The sequence below is a fragment of the Paenibacillus wenxiniae genome (genome assembly GCF_039822605.1).
In the GTDB taxonomy this organism is placed as follows: Bacteria; Bacillota; Bacilli; order Paenibacillales; family Paenibacillaceae; genus Saccharibacillus; species Saccharibacillus wenxiniae.
Genome location: NZ_JBCGUH010000003.1, coordinates 166,971 through 181,868 on the forward strand (window position 1 = coordinate 166,971; position 14,898 = coordinate 181,868).

The 14,898-nt window shown below is 47.1% G+C and carries 14 protein-coding genes; all 14 read right to left on the reverse strand.

From position 1 onward, the window contains the following. Positions 1-38 precede the first annotated feature (38 nt). Complete coding sequence (locus AAHF22_RS06820) at positions 39-1,331, reverse strand: glycosyltransferase family 4 protein (protein ID WP_347324241.1); 1,293 nt, start codon at positions 1,329-1,331, stop codon at positions 39-41. A 34-nt stretch (positions 1,332-1,365) separates the two neighbouring features. Then, entirely contained in the window at positions 1,366-1,950 is a 585-nt protein-coding gene (locus tag AAHF22_RS06825; protein WP_347324242.1) for a WcaF family extracellular polysaccharide biosynthesis acetyltransferase, read from the reverse strand. A 132-nt stretch (positions 1,951-2,082) separates the two neighbouring features. After that, the gene (locus AAHF22_RS06830) at positions 2,083-3,333 is read right to left on the reverse strand and encodes a glycosyltransferase (RefSeq protein ID WP_347324243.1); all 1,251 of its coding nucleotides are present in this window, start codon (positions 3,331-3,333) and stop codon (positions 2,083-2,085) included. Then, positions 3,263-4,522: an O-antigen ligase family protein gene (locus AAHF22_RS06835; RefSeq protein ID WP_347324244.1), complete on the reverse strand. Its 1,260-nt coding sequence runs from the start codon at positions 4,520-4,522 to the stop codon at positions 3,263-3,265. The genes AAHF22_RS06830 and AAHF22_RS06835 overlap by 71 nt, the downstream gene beginning before the upstream one ends. After that, the gene (locus AAHF22_RS06840; protein WP_347324245.1) at positions 4,519-5,133 is read right to left on the reverse strand and encodes an acyltransferase; all 615 of its coding nucleotides are present in this window, start codon (positions 5,131-5,133) and stop codon (positions 4,519-4,521) included. The genes AAHF22_RS06835 and AAHF22_RS06840 overlap by 4 nt, the downstream gene beginning before the upstream one ends. Then, entirely contained in the window at positions 5,130-6,290 is a 1,161-nt protein-coding gene (locus tag AAHF22_RS06845; RefSeq protein WP_347324246.1) for a glycosyltransferase family 4 protein, read from the reverse strand. Before AAHF22_RS06845 ends, AAHF22_RS06840 begins: the two co-directional genes overlap by 4 nt. 623 nt (positions 6,291-6,913) lie before the next feature. After that, positions 6,914-8,281, reverse strand: coding sequence for a flippase (locus AAHF22_RS06850; protein ID WP_347324247.1), 1,368 nt, complete (start codon positions 8,279-8,281; stop codon positions 6,914-6,916). 15 nt (positions 8,282-8,296) lie between these two features. Beyond that, entirely contained in the window at positions 8,297-9,280 is a 984-nt protein-coding gene (gene gmd, locus AAHF22_RS06855; protein ID WP_347324248.1) for a GDP-mannose 4,6-dehydratase, read from the reverse strand. A gap of 79 nt (positions 9,281-9,359) precedes the next feature. Beyond that, entirely contained in the window at positions 9,360-10,295 is a 936-nt protein-coding gene (locus tag AAHF22_RS06860) for a GDP-L-fucose synthase family protein (protein ID WP_347324249.1), read from the reverse strand. Positions 10,296-10,328: 33 nt separating this feature from the next. Then, a complete protein-coding gene (locus AAHF22_RS06865; RefSeq protein ID WP_371834030.1) occupies positions 10,329-11,024 on the reverse strand; it encodes a sugar transferase in 696 nt (231 codons plus the stop codon). After that, complete coding sequence (gene galU, locus AAHF22_RS06870; protein WP_347324250.1) at positions 11,024-11,929, reverse strand: UTP--glucose-1-phosphate uridylyltransferase GalU; 906 nt, start codon at positions 11,927-11,929, stop codon at positions 11,024-11,026. Before galU ends, AAHF22_RS06865 begins: the two co-directional genes overlap by 1 nt. A 445-nt stretch (positions 11,930-12,374) precedes the next feature. After that, the gene (locus AAHF22_RS06875) at positions 12,375-13,043 is read right to left on the reverse strand and encodes a CpsD/CapB family tyrosine-protein kinase (protein ID WP_347324251.1); all 669 of its coding nucleotides are present in this window, start codon (positions 13,041-13,043) and stop codon (positions 12,375-12,377) included. Then, positions 13,027-13,782, reverse strand: coding sequence for a YveK family protein (locus tag AAHF22_RS06880; protein ID WP_347324252.1), 756 nt, complete (start codon positions 13,780-13,782; stop codon positions 13,027-13,029). Before AAHF22_RS06880 ends, AAHF22_RS06875 begins: the two co-directional genes overlap by 17 nt. Positions 13,783-14,271: 489 nt before the next feature. Then, complete coding sequence (locus tag AAHF22_RS06885; protein ID WP_347324253.1) at positions 14,272-14,649, reverse strand: hypothetical protein; 378 nt, start codon at positions 14,647-14,649, stop codon at positions 14,272-14,274. Positions 14,650-14,898 lie beyond the last annotated feature (249 nt).

Here is a 14,898-nt window from a genome sequence, read left to right on the forward strand (position 1 = left end):
ATGAACGTATGTGGACGTCCACTCCTTGCGCGTATTTGTCACCTGGATTCAGGCAGCATGCTTGGGGAGGAAGACGGTGTAACCATCGATAGCAATAGCTGCCGGTATTTCTCCAGCGATACATCACGGCGTAAGTATTTCTCCAGATAGTCGCGGCCGTTTTGACCGACGCGTTGTAGCTCTATTGCATCCAGTTCGTATAGCTCACGAATGCGGCTCGCTACATCGTCATATTGCTGTGGCTCGGCAACGTTGCCGCAATAGCTTTCCACAATCAGTCGATGAGCTTCACTGCCTTCTTCCAACACGCCCATAATCGGCTTACCGGCTGCCATGACGCCATAGATTTTACTTGGCACCGATACACCTTTGATGCCTTTCTGGTTCACGACCAGATGCACATCCGCGGCATTGAGCGAATATTTCAGATCTTCTTTGGGCTGGAACGGAAGGAAGCATACCTGACCGGATTCGATCAATCCATGCTTGGCAGCATATTCTTGCATTTTGCTTTTCATCGCACCTTCACCGATAAAAGCAAATACGAGATCTTTGCAATCCTTTAACTTCGGCACAATCGTAATTAGATTTTCCAGGTCATAATACAGACCGAGATTGCCGGAGTACATGACGACGAACTTATTTTCCCAACCATGTGTGCGTACAAATTCAGCGACACGCGGATGATCCTTCGCCAGCGGTACAATCTCCTGCTCATTCGTCCAGTTGTTAATAACGGTGTTGGCAATCTGCTTGCGTCCACCAAAACGGCGATCCAGCGTTTCCTGCATATCCTTGCCGACCGTGATCACATGATCAGACAGCGAACAGTTAATGTTATCAATCATACGAGCGATATTAAAAATCCATTTCCGATCTGTGTAACCAACCGCTTCGGCTTGCTCTGGATTGAAATCTTGAATATTGTAAATATGTTTGGAACGCTTGAGCAGCTTGCCGATCGTACCGATCAGTCCACCAAGTACCGGCGGCGTTGAGATCGTATAAATAAAGTCGGTATTCTTTTCTTTGAGTAGCTGATAAGTGGCAAACCAGAAATACGTGGAAATGTATTTGATCCGGCTCAGCTTGTTTTGCTTATCCACCTCAGGAAGACGGATACGGACGACCTCGATATTTTCCAAGCGATCGCGCAGCACACGTCCTTTGCCTGCATCCGCACCGCCATAACCCGGTGGGCATTCAGCGATGACGGTAATGTCGAAATCGTGTTGCAAGTACAGACATAACTCGGTCAACAACTGTCCGGTTGAAGCATAATCGGGATAAAAATAGTTGATGACGAACACGATTTTCGGCTTGTCTTTCATAACGGTATCCCTCCTTTGCCTCTTCGAATTGAGCTTATTTTACGATGTGTACAGCAGGCTTTGGTTCCTCCTCAGGAAAACGATATTTGAAAAAGGCTGCCGGGAATCCGATATGCACCTCGTTACGTGGAATATCTTTCACTACGGTGCTGCGTGCACCTGCAACGCCCAGTTCATGGATCGTAATACCTGGATAAACGAATACGTCGCTGGCTACCCATGCTCCGTCTTTGATCACGATCGGTTTCGTAATCAGTCCGAAGGTTGGGTCGCTTAATTGATGGCTGCCGGTGCACAGGTACGTATTTTGCGAAATAACGCACTGGCTACCGATCATAATTTCATCGAGACTGTAAAATTCCACATCATCACCGATCCACGAATGTTCACCGATGGTGACTTTCCACGGATACGTAAATTTGGCTGAAGCGCGAACCCGCACACCAGGTGCAAGCTTCGCTCCGAACAAATTCAGCAGGAATCGTCTCCAGCCGTACATATTATGCAGCGAGAAACGGAACAGCGTTCCCTGAACGAACCACCAGATCAGGCAATACCAGCCTGGTTTGCCGCGTGAATACTCCGCCTGACTGTACTGATCGAGTCGGATTTGCGTCATCTCCGTTCTCCTCCTTGTTCGTTAGGCTTTGCTTGATCATCTTCAATGCGAATCATCCGTAATGAATGACAGCTATTACTCATCAAAAGCGACGACACATGGACTTGCGTTTATCGTTACGTTTTGCTTACTTTACTCTGCCTGCGCCGATTCCGATGCGTACACCGGCTTGCCGGGCTGACGATCAATCGCTTTGTTCAATACACGATCCAGCTTGTCGGCAACGACTTCATGGGCACAATCACTCACTAGCCATTTCATCGCACGTACCGGATACAGGCTATATTGCTGTGGATGAGCAAGTATTTCGTTTAACCCAGCTGCGAGTGAGCGCGGATCATCGTTGTCATACGTGACGAACATTTGCTGATTAATCGTATTGATATCGGATACGCCGGAAGTGAGTACCAGCTTACCGTATTTGATATACTCGACCACTTTGGACGGGAAGGAACATTCGCTAAATGGAATCTTCTCCCGCTGTGTGTTAATGAACAGGTCTGCCGTTTCCATCAGCTCACCGTATTCGTTGTCGTCCAGAAAACCATGAAATGTAATTTGAATACGACGATGGTGGAAATCCGCAATAAATTGCTTGAGCTTGTCTTCAACCGGTCCATAGCCGGTAATATGAAGTTCCAGCGGACGGTCAGTCTGAATATGCGGCAATGCATCCAGCAAAATCTCAATTCCACGATCGTAATCAAGGCGACCAGAGTACACCATACGTAGCGGACGATCGGTGCCGAGATCGACTTCCTGGACGGGCTTCAAGCGTGCTGGATGAACGGTGCCACCACGTACAACAGTGTAGTTGTCGGTGCTCACTCGCTTTTTCAAAACAGAAGTGACGAGCACCGCGCCGTCTAGCAATCGATTGGCGAATTTCTCTACCGCGACCGAGATTTTTTTGTAATGACGGTTCGTTTCGGTAACGGCGTAGATGCCATCTTCATATTCAATCAGCAGCGGAACACGGAATAACATTTTGAACAGAATCGCCGGCAGCGCCGTTTCCAAGCGATAGTTGTAAAAGACGACTGCACGTGGCTCCTTCTTATGCTCCCGATTCCAGCGTATGAGCTGGAAGAACACCGTGAACAGTGTGACGAGCAGACTCACACCTTTCATATCGATATTGCCCGGATAAACGACTTTGCTGCGTTTACCGATCGGGTACGTATCACGCTTGAACCATTTCATCGTGCCGCGTTTGAGCAGCAACGGTGAAATGACCGTAATATCGTTACCGCCTTCTTCCATCGCGTGCAGGATACAATCGATTTTTTTGTTGCCTGCGGTATGCTTGGCACTATAGCCCCTTTTCTGTTGCAACTCGCTGTTGACGTAAGGGGCTACGTATGCGACTGACTTCGTTGGCACGGACTTCACCTCGCTCTGTCTGTTCCTGTGCTTGCAATCGGCTGGTGTCAAGGAACATCAGCACGATAAACAGCGGCTGGAACAGCATATTTTCAGTAGAGAATACGATCAGCAATCCGATAAACACGAGCAGCGCCTGCACGACGCCTCCGATCGGCCGGAGCAACTGAAAGTAGTAATAGATCATTAAAATAAGCAACATCGGCAATCCAAACTGATACCCGAATGTGAGCAACGAATTCGACGAATCTGGAATGCTGTAACGCTCCATCAAAATCTCGTTGTTCTGAAAACCCCAGCCAAGTAGCGGCTTCTCAATCATCAGCTCCAGATTGGAACTTGTATCCAGTGAACGACGATCAAAGGACGCATTGCCATCTTGAAACTTATCGGTAACGACACCGCTCTGCGCGATAAACACCGCTAGCGGTACGAACAAGAACAGCGACAGCAGCATACGCGAAATCTGTTCGCGCTTGCCATTACGAATCACATAAGCGAGATAGAGCAGCGCACAGATCATATAACCTGATGTCGACATCGTGGTCAGCAGTGTGGCGGTTAAGATGATCAAGCGCCATTTCATCAGCTTTTTGTTCATAAACAGGGTTAGGAAAATGCCTAGATTCAGAAACACTTGATACGCACCCGGCTCCCAGAAAATGCCCTGATTCCGCGACATATTCCATAATCCATACACATGGAATGGGGTGATCCGATAAGCACCGCCCCAGACGCTTGTCGGTGGAATAAGCTCGCGTACCAGCGCAGCATCCAGCGCGCCGAGCAGATAGAACGGCATCCCTAAAATCGCCAGTGCCAAAATCAACCATTGATAACTCTTTGCCGCCTGTCTCAAATCCAGACGATTGAGTACCATAAATACCGCCATAATTTTCAAAATCAGTCCGGCGTAGCCCCCGATATTCGTACGGTACAGCAGCATATTGCCCAGAATGACGATCATCACCAGCAGCAAAATTAGAAACTGTCTCGGCTCAATCCGCTTCGGAAAATAAAACACCACCGCAACCGCGAACAGCACCATAATGAAATCCGAATACAGCAGCTTGCCGAACAGCACCGAACCCGAGGTAACGACAATGAGCGCTACCGCAATAAAGGTTAAAAACTTATTTTTTACCGTGATGTCCGGCTGAGCGGACAATGTATAAGGATTAGTCATCATGCTTCTATCACATCCAGATGTTTGATCACCCGGGCAGGCACGCCGGCTGCAATACAATTCGCCGGTATCGATCCTGACACAATGCTGCCCGCGCCGATAATGCTATTTTTGCCAATCGTTACTCCTTTGAGTACGACCGAGTTGGCGCCAACCCATACATTGTCTTCAATGACGGTAGGCGCTGTGCCGATATCGACACGATTTTTGTTAAACCGTCGTCCTTCCGGCTTGATCGGATGGAAGTCGGTATCGCTAATTTGTACATTGACGCCGAGCATTACTTCGCTTCCAATCGTTACACTCGACATGGCGCAAATGCTGGCGCCACTAATGCCTACATCGTCACCTATCGTGATCGTGGCACCGCTAGCCAGCGTGCGAACCACCGTGCGATGATTCAGTCCGATCGGGTTACTGTAGTCATCCGAGCACAGGATGCAGTTGCGACCGATCGTGATGCTGCTGCCCGGCTCTTTATCCACAATCGGAACACCGACCGCGATCAGATTCGTACCCACCGTAATCCGCTGCTCACGCAACATACGGCGCGTCACCCAGGTAGCGCATTTTTTGAAAATTTTACGTTTGATGCGGATAAAAGAAGTGATCATACCGGCTCCCTAACAAACAATCGATTATAAAATTCAAATGTGCGTTTCGTATTTTTGCGAGCATCAAAGTTTTCCTGGGCAAATTCCAGTGCCTGTTGTCCCAGCTTCTCATGTAGTGCGCGATCATTGCCGATCCGCACCATATACTGTGCCATCGCATCATAATCACCTGCTTCAAACAGATAACCGGTCTTGCCTTGCAGGATCAGCTCATTCGGTCCACCGATATTCGTACCGATGGAAGGCTTTTTCATCGAAGCCGCTTCGATAATGCTGCGTGAGAAATGCGGCTCCACGAATGGGCACATCATCACATCGCTGGCAGCGATCATTTGTGGTACATCATCACGGAAGGCAAGCGGATAAATCTGGTCATTGCCTTTGCATGCCTGCATCACTTTATCTTCATACGCATTGTTTTTATTAAAATAAAAACCGCCGACGATCAACTTGAACTTCGGATTGTCTTTAGAAATTTTGTTAAATGCGTTCACCATATCCAGTACGCCATTGCCGTGAACGACACGACCGATGTACAGGAACACGATATCGTCATCCGCCAGACCTAATTCACGACGTACCGGAGCACCATTCACATCCGGGTTATACGATTTGAAATCAACGAAGTTATACACGATATCCAGCTCGCGACCATCACTATCGACCGTCTCCGAATCAAACTGGTCAATCGAGATATAGCCGTCCACATATTTATGATTCATCCGCTTCAAAATATTCCCGGCAAATGAGTTCAGCAGTGGTTCACGCACATGACAGACGACCTTCGTCTCCGGCGATACTTTCTTCGCGGCTCTCGCTACTTGAAATAGACAGGTACTATTCAGATGGATAATGTCTGGTTTGTATTTACGAATGTATTTTTTGGCTTGAAAGTATGTGGGCAATGCACCGATCAGATTACGGATGAACAGCTTGGGGGTCATCCCTGACACCGTTGAACCGTGAAAAGGAAACATCCCTTTCGCGACTTCCACCGGCAAACCACCGGATTCCAACAATTTCACTGCCGGGCCGTTACGGATCGTGAGCACATTGCCCTGGAATTTCTGCTTATCCAGATGACTGATCAGATAAGTAAGACTTCGTGGTGCGCCACCCATGTGACCGGAATGATGGACATACAATACCTTTTTCAATGCTTACGCCTCCTTAGTTAATGTTGCATGTATTTGAATTTGACTTTTTAATTTATTTATCTTGATGAGTGAATTTGAAAGTAAATTGCATTTGCTTAAATGCACTTGAATATAAGGCAACCAGCGTTGAAAGCTTAAACGCGAGCTGTAAAACAGTTAAAATACGATTTTGCCAGTGTGCGCGAACGCTTCTGTTGCAACAATCACATAACGGAGGAAAGGAAATAAGGGAAAAGGACGACTTACAGTGTTAGCGATCTTCTAACACGGGGTTCAATGAAAAGTGATTTTTGCGAAGCAAAATATCGTACTGCTTTGGAACCCGGGAATCTTCATTCCCATCTCATCCAAAGATTCCTGGGTTCCACCTGAGGACGTTCCCTTATTCCTTACCGGAGTGGTTGATGCTTCAACATCCCCGTTTGCATACCACTACTGGCAAAATCATCTTTCATCTGTTAAGCATGCTGCATCACATTCAAAAATATTTAAGACTTGATCAGGCGCTATAAGAAAACCAGCCTTTTCATGAACAGTTTTCACAAATTTGAAGTTTATTTTCAATTTAGGAAGCAGGAAAGCATCGGTTCCCCGTATGTAGGGGAACCTGATGTTCCGTGTGCCTATTCTTGATTGGTCGAAAGCTTCGCTTTGCCTGCTTTCAATCTGGCGATCAGCGCTGTGATAGGCGAGATCAACGTTTTGGACATCATTATGCCGGATACCCTCGTTTCTTTGAACATGAAGGTGAAGGCGTAGCTGGATACGATAAAGGCAAATACCGTACCGACCGCTGCACCCATGCCGCCGAATAGCGGGATCAGAATCAGGTTGATGACGATCTTTGTGACGGCGCCCATCACCTGGCTGATCAGCTCGAACCGATACAGTCCTTCGCTAATAATCCATTTGTTCAGAGCAGCACGCATAAAGATGAACAAACATGCCCAGACGTGAATGACGAGAATGCTGATCGATTCCAGATATGCTTTACCATATAAAATCGAGATGACGGGTTTGGCCATCAACGTGACGGTAATGCAAATACCGAGTGCGAACCAGAACAGCAAATTGTACAGCTTTTGCAGTTCGGCATGATAGACTGCCGGGCCTAGCTTTTTGTTTTTGATCATGCTCGGGAAGTACGAAGCGGCGACGACGGTCGGAATGACGTACCATACTTCGGACAACCGGGCAGCGACCGCATAAATACCGACGGCGGTATCGTTAATCATATAGCTCAGCATGACCTGGTCGATTTTCAAATAGATGATCGTGGAAATACCGGCAACGATGAGCGGCCATGAGCTATTCGTTAATCGTTTACCAAGTTTCCAGTTAAAGCTCCACTTGGATAGCGATACGCGTTTGCGCTGAGTGAACAGCAGGAACAGGTAGCCGAGAATGAGTTCCAGCGCATACGATGCGGCAAACCAGATCAGCGAAGAATGGAAGACGATGAGCAATACCTTCATGATCGACGTCATCGCAAAAGCAATGCCTTTCGCATAGACCGCATACTTCGCTTCCACCGTAGAATCAAACCACTGGGAAATGACATCCAGCGGCTGGAACAGCATATTCGCTGCGATAATGATAATACTCCAGCGAACCATCGCATCCTGACCCGGAATAGCAAAGGCAAGTGCGACCGTGATCGCAAAAGCGATCAGGCCGCTGACCATGCGCAGTGTCGATACCGTGCCAAGAATCTCGTTTTTGTTATCCGGGTGTTCGACCAGTTCTTTGACGATAATGTTTGCCAGACCGAGCGGTACGACCGCCGCGATAATCGTCACGAACGAGATCGCAAAGTTATACTGACCGAACTGTTCCGGTCCCAGATAGCGCGCAATCCAGATACTGACGATCAGGTTAATGCCAAGCCGTAGGAACTTGTCCATCAATTGCCAGTTGCTGTTAAAGAAGATTTTGCGCTTTTCGGGAGTCATCGATAGCTTGCGTTTTATTTTGGCAATCGGATTAGCCATTCATAATCATCTCGCTTAATAGACAGGTACAGCCGATGGCTTCAAGGAATGACGCTTCAGATCTGCATCGACCATGTTTTTCACCAGCTGCTCAAAGCCAACTTCCAGCTCCCAGCCCAGCTTTTCCTTTGCCTTCGTGCAATCGCCAAGCAGCAGATCGACTTCTGCCGGACGAACGAATTTCTCATCGATCACCACATAGTCTCTCCAGTTCAGACCGACATGGTCAAATGCGATTTGCACCAGCTCTTCCACCGTGTGCATCTCACCTGTCGAGATAACATAATCGTCCGGTGTATCCTGTTGCAGCATCAGCCACATCGCTTTTACGTAGTCACCAGCAAAGCCCCAGTCACGCTTCGCATCCAGATTACCCAGACGCAGTTCTTTTGCCAGACCGAGCTTGATCTGTGCTACACCGTCCGTTACTTTGCGTGTTACAAATTCCAATCCGCGGCGCGGAGATTCGTGGTTGAACAAAATGCCGGAGCAAGCGAACATATCGAAGCTTTCGCGATAGTTAACGGTAATCCAGTGACCGTACAGCTTCGCTACACCGTAAGGGCTACGCGGATAAAATGGCGTTGTTTCCGCCTGCGGAATCGCCTGTACTTTACCGAACATCTCACTGCTGGATGCTTGATAGAAACGAGCTTCCGGTTTGACGAGACGAACCGCTTCCAGCATGTTCGTTACACCGATGGCTGTAATCTGACCGGTCGCTACTGGTTGTGGCCACGAAGAAGCAACGAATGATTGCGCCCCCAGATTGTACACTTCGTCCGGATCGGCTTCACGTACTGCTTCGATCAGCGAACCAAGATCGGTCAGGTCTGCCGAAATCCATTCGATCTGGTTTTTGATATGCTCTACATTTTCGTAGTTCGGTGTACTTGTTCTGCGGCGAATACCGTATACTTTGTAGCCTTTCTCCAACAGCAACTCTGCCAGGTACGATCCGTCTTGTCCTGTTACACCCGTAATCAATGCGCTTTTCATAAATGAATTCCCTCCACCATATGTTTTTTTGTAAATTATCTGTTTATGTGTATTCAAAGAAAATCACATATACTATCCATTAGCGAACAGCCAGGCTGCTCCGGTAATCTTCATACACGGCGCGAATGCCTTCTTCAAGCGGAATGCTCGCTTTCCAGCCCAGTCCGTTAATTTTGGTCGTATCCACCAGCTTGCGTGGTGTACCGTCCGGCACGGAAGAGTTGAACACCAGTTCACCCTGGAAGCCGACGATATCTTTAATCATCAATGCCAGATCCTTGATCGCAATATCTTCACCTACACCGACGTTGACAATCTCATTGCCCTCGTAGTTGTTCATGAGGAAGATGCATGCATCAGCCAGATCATCAGAGTGCAAAAATTCACGCTTCGGTGTGCCTGTACCCCAGATTTCTACCGTTGCAGCGCCGCTTTCCTTCGCTTCATGGATTTTGCGCACAAGCGCTGGCAAGACATGCGATGTTTTCAAGTCAAAGTTATCGTTTGGCCCGTACATATTCGTTGGCATCGCTGAAATAAAAGTGGAACCATACTGTCGGTTGTACGATTCGCACATTTTGATACCGGCAATCTTCGCGATGGCATACGGTTCGTTGGTCGGTTCCAGCTCGCCAGTGAGTAGATACTCCTCTTTGAGCGGCTGTGGTGCATACTTCGGATAGATGCACGTGGAGCCGAGGAACAGCAGTTTTTTCACGCCATTAAAGTAAGCAGCGTCGATGACATTTGTCTGAATGAGCAGATTGTCGCGAATGAAGTCTGCCGGAAAATCGTTGTTAGCCGCAATTCCGCCTACCTTCGCGGCAGCCAGGAATACATAATCAATCTGTTGCTCTTTAAAAAAGCTATACACCGCATTCAGATTCCGCAAATCCAGTTCAGCACTGGTACGATAGATGAGGTTCGTATAGCCCTGCTTTTCCAGCGCCCGTACAATCGCTGAGCCAACCAGCCCACGATGTCCGGCTACATAAATCTTGGAGTCTTTATTCATTAATAATCACCTCATCATAAGATAAAATAGTCGTCAAAACGCGTCTTTCGCACCGAATAGCACTTTGACTGTTTTCACGAGAATAAATAAATCGAAAATTATCCCTCGTTTTTTGATATAATGTAAATCGAGATCAACCATCTCATCAAAGCTTAGCTCGTTCCGTCCGCTGACCTGCCATAACCCGGTGCACCCCGGTGTTACGCTCAGTCTCAGCTTGTCGCGTGGACTGTATTCTTCCACTTCACGCGGCAATGGCGGACGAGGTCCAACCAGACTCATATCGCCGCGCAGTACATTCCACAATTGCGGCAATTCATCGATACTTGTTTTCCGAATAAAGCGACCGACTCTCGTAATCCGAGGATCGTTTTTCATTTTGAACATGGCACCTTCAACTTCGTTCTGCGCAAGTAGATCCTTTAACCTCTCTTCCGCATCGGAAACCATTGACCTGAACTTATACATTCGAAATAGCTGTTCATCTTTGCCGACTCGGGTCTGGTAGAAAAACACTTTTCCCTTCGGGTCTTCTAGCTTGATCAGGATGCCAAGTACAATAAAGAGTGGTAACAGAACGATTAACCCCAGCAGTGAGCAAATAATATCGAGCGTTCGTTTCACCAGCATATAAAACCGGAGTTTGGTGGTCATGCTGCCTACATGTCTCGCATAAAACTCGCTGTAGCTTGCTAAAGCCTCGGCTTCACTCCCATGTCTTGGAGTCATTACACTTCACCTCTTGCCAGCAGCACGTCCTTCTGCGCTTCTCTCTCCAGTACGTCCTTGAGAGAAGATAACAGCGGTGCTTTCAAATCTTCATTTTTCAAGGCAAATTCAATCGTCGTTTGAATAAACCCGAGCTTTTCACCTACATCAAAGCGTGTGCCCTGGAAGTCATATGCAAACACCTGTTGCAGTTCGTTCAGTCGCTGAATCGCATCGGTCAGCTGGATCTCGCCACCCGCACCGATCTGCTGCTCACCGAGGAATTCAAAAATTTCTGGTGTTAGCACATAACGACCCATAATCGCTAGATTCGATGGCGCTGTTCCCGGAGCCGGTTTTTCCACAAATTGACGCACTTCATGCAAACGTCCAAACTGCTCAATCGGATCGATAATGCCATAACGATGCGTCTGATGATCAGCTACCGTTTGTACACCAATAACCGATTTCTCGGTCACTTCGTATTGTTCGATCAACTGACGTGTGCAAGGCGTATCCGATTCAACGATATCGTCACCAAGCAATACGGCAAATGGCTCATCGCCGATAAAATTGCGTGCACACCATACTGCATGTCCTAATCCTTTCGCTTCCTTTTGACGAATATAGTGGATATCGACTTTGGATGACTTTTGCACTTCATCCAGCAGATCAAGTTTGCCTTTTTCCAGCAGTGTCGTTTCTAATTCAAACGCATTGTCAAAATGATCTTCAATCGCGCGTTTCCCTTTACCTGTGACGATAATGATGTCTTCAATACCGGAAGCGATCGCTTCTTCTACAATGTACTGAATGGTCGGCTTGTCCACGATCGGAAGCATTTCCTTCGGCATTGCCTTCGTGGCAGGCAAGAAGCGTGTTCCCAAACCTGCGGCAGGAATGATTGCCTTACGAACTTTCTTCACAAGATCACACCCTATCCCTTTTTTATTTGTTTTCCCTGGTGACCAGGCTGCACATATGTAGACTATGCCTTCTCCCTATCTTCCAGAGATCGCACAGCCTTCCGAACACTGCCATGCCGTCTGAAAGGATACGTTATACTCTCTCCTTGCTCTATATGGGATATCACGTATCATCTCAGACATGCGCAGGCAGCGCCGGTAAAAGCCGTTACCGGGCCTTCAACCCGTCCTCATCTTCATGCCTTTGACGATGTACGTCTAAGGCTGCATATGCAGCCCACAGCATGACCGAGTGTCTCCAGTGATATGGGTGCAGGAGGCATTACCCCAAGCTTGGTCTATATGTTGTGCTATCGAACCTGTTCGAAGCACCATTAGATGAGATGCTTCATCACAGGGTAATACACCTTTTGATGATACGTACATGTGATGTCGCTGCTTCAGCTTAATCGTGATACGCAGCAGACAGCGTTTTGCGACTGGCCTGATTGAGTACCGCGCCCAGAATGCGCGCACCTACAAATTCCAGACTCGTGATCGCCTTCGTAATATCTTTACGGCTCTCGCCACCCGACTTGATCACCAGTACGACACCATCGCAAAGGGTCGTCGCTACCTGTGCATCTGTAAACGGAAGAATCGGCGGCGTATCGAGAATAACGAGATCATATTGCGACTTTACTTCTTCCATCAATGCTTCCATTTGACGTGAGCCAACAATCTCCGATGGATTCGGTGGCACAGGACCTGACGTGAGCACGCTCAGGTTCATCGTGCGACTTGCCTGAATGTTCTTTTCCAGATCGGCTGTGTTAAACAGTACATGAGACAGCCCTTTATCATTCGATAGATTGAAAATACGATGCATCGCTGGATTACGCAGATCGCCATCGACGATCAATACGCTGCGTCCGGTTTCGGCATAAGCGATAGCGAGATTCGCCACCGTTGTACTCTTGCCCTCACCAAGCGCCGCCGAGGTGACGAGTACGCTTTTGACACGCGCATCCAGACGGGAGAAGTCGATATTGGTACGCAGTCCCTTGTACGACTCGGCGATAAGCGACTTGGGGTTTTGCTTCGTAATAAGCGGCCATTTAAGTGTGGTTGGCACGTTCTCCACCTCCTACTAAAGGCTTTGCCGGTATATGTTCTTTCGCAGTCATGTCTTCTTCGGTCATCTTGGCAATCACACCAAGTACCGGAAGTCCAAGCACATCGCGAATATCTTCTTCCGTCTTAATCGAATCATCCATATATTCGAGCAGGAATGCTACCGCAATACCAATCACAACCGACAACACCAGTGCAATCAGCACGAACAAAATAGGACTGTTACCAATTGGAGCGCCGCCAGCAGAAGGATCTGCTTGATCAAGCACAATGATATTGTCCAGATTCATAATCTGTGGCACTTCGCTCTGGAACACTTTCGCAATCGCATTAACGGTCTTCGCAGCACGCTCATACGATCCATCGGTTACGGTAAGCGACATCACCTGTGTTTCGTTGACTGAGCTTACACTCACCATATTGATCAGCTGTGTCGCATTCAGACCCAGTTCAGGATGATCTTGAACGACCTTATTCATAATCGCTGGCGTTTTGATAATCTCCTGATACGTCTTAATCAGCTGAATATTAGAATTGATCGTTCCAAGATCCAGTTGATTACCGGTAGTGCCATCTGACGATTTCGGCGTGCTGTTAACGACCAGCTTCGCTGTGGCTGTATACTTGGGCGCATTCGTCATAAATGCGTAAGCAGCCGTTGCAGCCGTAATGACGACGACGATCAACATAATGAGCCAGAGGCGCTTTTTTATAATATTCAGATACTGTCTAATCTCCACTATGTCTCCTCCAGTAACTGTTAAAATAGTTGACTTCCATCACACCCACGTTTCGTTGAACCTGGCATCTGGAAGTTCACAAACACTCTGCTAGAATGGGCAGTTCGCTTCGTCATTCTGTGTTTGCTGATGTGGCCCGTATATCCGGTTGACATTCTCCTTTCCGACTTGAAAATCAACATGTACGTTTATTAGTTACATTATGTCATTTTTAAATTACAAATTTGTAACATGTTAAAAATAGAAAATAACGGCTTTCACTTCAATGTCAGATCAAGAGAGATTGCCGTTCTGTATATGATGACTGCTACAAAGCCGCGTACATTGCTTCTTACATCCATATTCCATATTTCGCTATGCAGTTGTGGGATGAAGCGAATTCCCGTCCTTAATAGTTATTCGTTTTGAATAACTTATGCGCTCATTATACTGCCTGATGAAAGCTTTGTAAACCACCCTGACTTGCGAAAATGGTTTCATTTACCATTTTTATGAAGAATGGTTGTCCTCTGCTGTCATGAATCCTTCCAAAGTTCCTCCACTGTTGATATGGTTCATGAGATCATCCACATTGCCTTGAATGCCCATTTTCTCGAAAATCATATCAATCAACAAGGCGACATTGATGCTCTTAGCGCTCTGTTCTGTCATCGGACGATACATTTTATCCTGATAAATACCTTGTTGGTACGATATTTCTTGGTTCAACGGGTAACGGGCCAACGACAACCAGTCTGCCAGATGTCCATCTGATTTGCAAGTTTCACTGTCCTGTAGTGATGGATCGGTGGAAAGAAGGTGGAAGAATGTTTTCACCTCATTCTTCTTTTCAATCCATGATTGATTAAGGACTTGCTGATTTCTCACATCAATTCCCTCCTATTAATCCGGTTAACACTTATTCGTTTTGAATAAATTATAATTTAGGTTATCTGAAAATCATGTCGAACGCTAGTCTAAAAATAAAACTTTATTTTTTTAATTTTCGACTTTGTATATCTTTGGGTTTGGGCATTAAGAAACATAAATTGTCGTATCCTATCCCTTTAGACTCAGCCTTTTTTTCTTTTCAGAAAATTACAGGTCTTTCTGTCTAGTTCTCACCCTATTTACAGT